This window comes from Mycobacterium sp. TH-M103 (assembly GCF_057473785.1).
In genome coordinates this window covers 1-3,903 of sequence record NZ_JBYCLG010000309.1, presented here as the reverse complement: position 1 = coordinate 3,903, position 3,903 = coordinate 1, and the positions used below count along the sequence as shown (strand labels likewise).

5 protein-coding genes are annotated in these 3,903 nt (G+C 69.9%); 1 reads left to right on the top strand and 4 read right to left on the bottom strand.

All coding sequences use genetic code 11. From position 1 onward, the window contains the following. Positions 1-775: 1-deoxy-D-xylulose-5-phosphate reductoisomerase (locus tag AC2VOR_RS17215; protein WP_486964194.1), on the bottom strand; the 775-nt coding region annotated here is incomplete at its 3' end. 132 nt (positions 776-907) lie between these two features. On the opposite strand from AC2VOR_RS17215, the gene AC2VOR_RS17210 reads away from it, so the two are divergent. Continuing rightward, positions 908-1,162 (top strand): DUF2631 domain-containing protein, encoded by a 255-nt coding sequence (locus AC2VOR_RS17210; RefSeq protein ID WP_369741676.1) that lies wholly within the window; start codon positions 908-910, stop codon positions 1,160-1,162. 17 nt (positions 1,163-1,179) lie between these two features. On the opposite strand, the gene rlmN is transcribed toward AC2VOR_RS17210, so the two are convergent. From rlmN to frr, 3 genes are all read right to left on the bottom strand, one after another. Further along, positions 1,180-2,283, bottom strand: coding sequence for a dual-specificity RNA methyltransferase RlmN (rlmN, locus tag AC2VOR_RS17205; RefSeq protein ID WP_369741677.1), 1,104 nt, complete (start codon positions 2,281-2,283; stop codon positions 1,180-1,182). 42 nt (positions 2,284-2,325) lie between these two features. Continuing rightward, positions 2,326-3,165, bottom strand: a complete 840-nt coding sequence (locus tag AC2VOR_RS17200) for a phosphatidate cytidylyltransferase (RefSeq protein ID WP_486964195.1) — start codon at positions 3,163-3,165, stop codon at positions 2,326-2,328. Between the two features lie 127 nt (positions 3,166-3,292). Next, positions 3,293-3,850, bottom strand: coding sequence for a ribosome recycling factor (gene frr / locus AC2VOR_RS17195; RefSeq protein WP_369739513.1), 558 nt, complete (start codon positions 3,848-3,850; stop codon positions 3,293-3,295). Positions 3,851-3,903: the final 53 nt, after the last annotated feature.

The following is a 3,903-nucleotide window of genomic DNA, read 5'->3' as shown; positions in this document are numbered from 1 at the left end:
TCGAGCCGTCGACGAAGGTGACCATCGAATGAACGATCGACTGCGGGTGCACGACCACCTCGATGCGGTCGTAGGGGATGCCGAACAGCAGGTGGGTTTCGATGAGCTCGAGACCCTTGTTCACCAGCGACGCCGAGTTCAGCGTGTTCATCGGGCCCATCGACCACGTCGGGTGGGCGCCCGCCTGCTCGGGGGTGACGCTCTCGAGATCGGCGGCCGTCCAACCCCGGAACGGCCCTCCGGAGGCGGTCAACACCAGCTTGGCCACCTCCTCGGGGGCACCGCCGCGCAGGCACTGGGCCAGCGCGGAGTGCTCGGAGTCGACGGGCACGATCTGGCCCGGGCGCGCCGCCCGCAGCACCAGCGGGCCGCCGGCGATCAGCGACTCCTTGTTGGCCAGCGCCAGGCGGGCGCCCGAGTCCAGCGCGGCCAGCGTCGGGCGCAGCCCCAGCGCTCCGACCAGCGCGTTGAGGACGACGTCGGCCTCGGTTTCCTGCACGAGCCGGGTGACGGCGTCCGGCCCCCGGAACGGGACGTCGCCGACGCGCTCAGCCGCCCGCTCGTCGGCGACGGCGATGTTGGTGACCCCGGTTTGCGAGCGTTGCCGCAGCAACGTGTCCGGCTTCGCGCCCCCCGCGGCCAGCCCGACCACCTCGAAACGGTCGGGGTTGGCGGCGATGACCTCGAGCGCCTGGGTGCCGATCGAGCCGGTGCTGCCCAGCACCAACACCCGCAGGCGGCCCTCGCCATGCCCGTCGGTCGTCGCAGTGCTCACCCACTCATTGTGCCGTCCGACGGCGACCCGGGCCACGACGTGGCCCGGGTGGCGACCGAACTCGCGGCACCGCGCGGCGGGTATGCCAGAATCACCTCTTTAGAAGCCGATCCGATCCGAAAGGGACTCGCCGTGGCCAGTACCGAACTGGAACACTCCGCCGGCGTCGACACCGCCGAGGTGCCGTCGGCGGCGTGGGGCTGGAGCAGGATCAACCACCGCACCTGGCACTTCGTCGGCGTGTTCGCCGTCATATTCCTGCTGGCGATGCTGCGCGGCAACCACGTCGGCCGCGTCGAAGACATCTGGCTGGTCAGTTTCGCCGTGCTGGCGCTGTTCGTCCTGGTGCGCGACCTGTGGGGCCGCCGCCGCGGCTGGCTCAGGTAGCCGCGGCTACCCGCCTGCTACTCCTTTTCCAAGGCCAGCTGTCCGCAGGCGGCGCTGATCTCGCGACCGCGCGTGTCCCGCACCGTGCACGGCACCCCCTGGGCCCGCACCCGCCGCACGAACTCCCGCTCCACCGCCTTGGGGCTGGCGTCCCACTCGCTGCCCGGTGTCGGGTTGAGCGGGATCAGGTTGACGTGCACCAGGGGCCCGAGCGCGCGATGCAGCCGCTTGCCCAGCAGGTCGGCCCGCCACGCCTGGTCGTTGACATCGCGGATCAGCGCGTATTCGACCGACACCCGACGACCGGTGACGTCGGCGTAATAGCGGGCCGCGGCGAGGGCCTCGCCGACCTGCCACCGGGTGTTCACCGGCACCAGCGTGTCGCGCAACTCATCGTCGGGCGCGTGCAGCGACAACGCCAGCGTCACCCCGAGACGTTCGTCGGCGAGCCTGCGGATCGCGGGCACCAGCCCCACCGTCGACACCGTCACCGAACGGGCGGAGATGCCGAAGCCGTGCGGCGCCGACGCAGTGATGCGCTGCACCGCGGGCAGCACCCGGGCGTAGTTGGCCAGCGGCTCCCCCATGCCCATGAAGACGACGTTCGAGAGCCGCTGACCCGCCGGGTCGAAGTCGTCGCGCAGCGCCGCCGCGGCGGCCCGTACCTGTTCGAGGATTTCCGCGGTCGACAGGTTGCGCCGCAACCCGCCCTGACCGGTCGCACAGAACGGGCAGGCCATGCCGCAGCCGGCCTGCGACGAGATGCACACCGTGTTGCGCTGCGGGTAACGCATCAGCACCGATTCGATCGTGGTGCCGTCGGTGGCCCGCCACAGGGTTTTGCGGGTCTGACCGGCATCGCAGGTGACGTCGGTGGCCGCGGTGAGCAGCGTCGGGAACATCGCCTCGGCGACCAGCTCACGGACGGCGGCGGGAAGGTCCGTCATCCGGTGCGGATCGGCGATCAGCCGCCCGTAGTACTGGTGTGCCAGCTGCTTGGCCCGAAACGCGGGCAAGCCCAGCTCCGCGATGGCCGACGCGCGGCCGGCCTCGTCCAGGTCGGCCAGGTGCCGCGGCGGCCTGGCCGGGCGCGGTGCGTCGAAAACCAGTTGGTGAACCATGACCCGTCCAGTATCGGTCACGTCGCGCCCGGCCCCGAAAAGCTAGGGCAGCAGCGTCAGCACGGTCCAGGCCGCGACCGCCGACGGGAGGACGCCGTCGAGCCGGTCCATCAGCCCGCCGTGGCCGGGCAGCAGCCTGCCCATGTCCTTGATGCCGAGGTCGCGCTTGACCTGGGACTCCACCAGATCGCCGAGCGTGCAGGTCAGCACGAGCACCACGCCCAGCAAAACGCCGATCCACGGCGGCTTGCCGGCCAGGAACGTCGCGGTCAGGGTCGCCGCGGCGGTCCCGAACACCAGCGAACCCGCGAACCCCTCCCACGACTTTTTCGGGCTGATCGCCGGAACCATCAGGTGCTTGCCGAACACCACCCCCACGGCGTAGGCGCTCACATCTGAGGCGACGACCGTGATCATGAGGCAGAAGACCCGGCCCGCACCGTCTTTCGGGTAGACGAGCAGCGCGGCGAACGACGCGAACAGCGGGACCCACGCGGCCAGGAACACGGTGGCGGACGCGTCCCGCAGGTAGTTCGCCGAGGGCGAATCGGCCATCGGCTCGGGCCGTTTGCTGTTGTCCTGCATGAACAGCCGCCACATCATGCAGACCACCACCGTGACACCGAATCCGGCCATGGCGCCGGCCGCATGGAAGGGCCAGGTCAGCCACACGGTGAGCTGGCCCCCGGCCAGCAACGGGATGGCGGGGATGACGTATCCGGCTTCGCGCAGCCGGCGCACCACCTCGTGGCTGGCGACGAAGATGGCGAGCGCGACGATCACCACCCAGTAGCGCGGAGCAAAAAGCAGCGTCGCGACGAGAACCGCGCCGATGCTGGCGCCCACGACGATCGCTGCGGGCAGGTCACGTCCCGCCCGCAGCGGCTTCCCGGCCGGTCGACGCGCGGTGTTCCGGGATGCGGGGGCCTCGCGTGCGGGCGCCGGCTCCTCGGGCGCGCTTCCTTTGCCGGCGTCGGGGGTTGCCACGGACTTGGTTGCTGAGCGGCCGTTAGACCTCCAGCAGCTCGCCTTCTTTGTGCTTGACCAGTTCGTCGATCTGGGTGACGTACTGTTGGGTGGTCTTGTCCAGGTCTTTCTCGGCGCGGCCGACCTCGTCTTCGCCCGCCTCGCCGTCCTTGCGAATGCGGTGCAACTCCTCCATCGCCTTGCGGCGGATGTTGCGCACGGAAACCTTCGCGTCCTCGCCCTTGTGCTTGGCCTGCTTGACCAGCTCGCGGCGGCGCTCCTCGGTGAGCTGCGGCACAGCCACCCGGATAAGGGTGCCGTCGTTGGTGGGGTTGACGCCGAGGTCGGAGTTGCGGATCGCCGTCTCGATCGCGCCGAGTTGACCGGCCTCGTAGGGCTTGATCACGACCAGCCGCGCCTCGGGGACGTTGATGCTGGCCAGCTGGGTGATCGGGGTGGCGGCGCCGTAGTAGTCGATCACGATCCGGGAGAACATGCCCGGGTTGGCGCGACCCGTGCGGATCGTCGACAAGTCGTCACGGGCCACAGCTACGGCTTTCTCCATCTTCTCTTCAGCATCGAAAAGAGCCTCATCGATCATGTGCGCTGCTCCTCCTCATCGCTGCGCTCTGCATCGTCGCCAGCGTCGATCAT

What these genes read in the sequence shown, in the direction of transcription:
- rlmN (WP_369741677.1), bottom strand. Translation starts at nt 2,283, where the DNA reads ATGGTTCACCAACTGGTTTTCGACGCACCGCGCCCGGCCAGGCCGCCG.
- frr (WP_369739513.1), bottom strand. Translation starts at nt 3,850, where the DNA reads ATGATCGATGAGGCTCTTTTCGATGCTGAAGAGAAGATGGAGAAAGCC.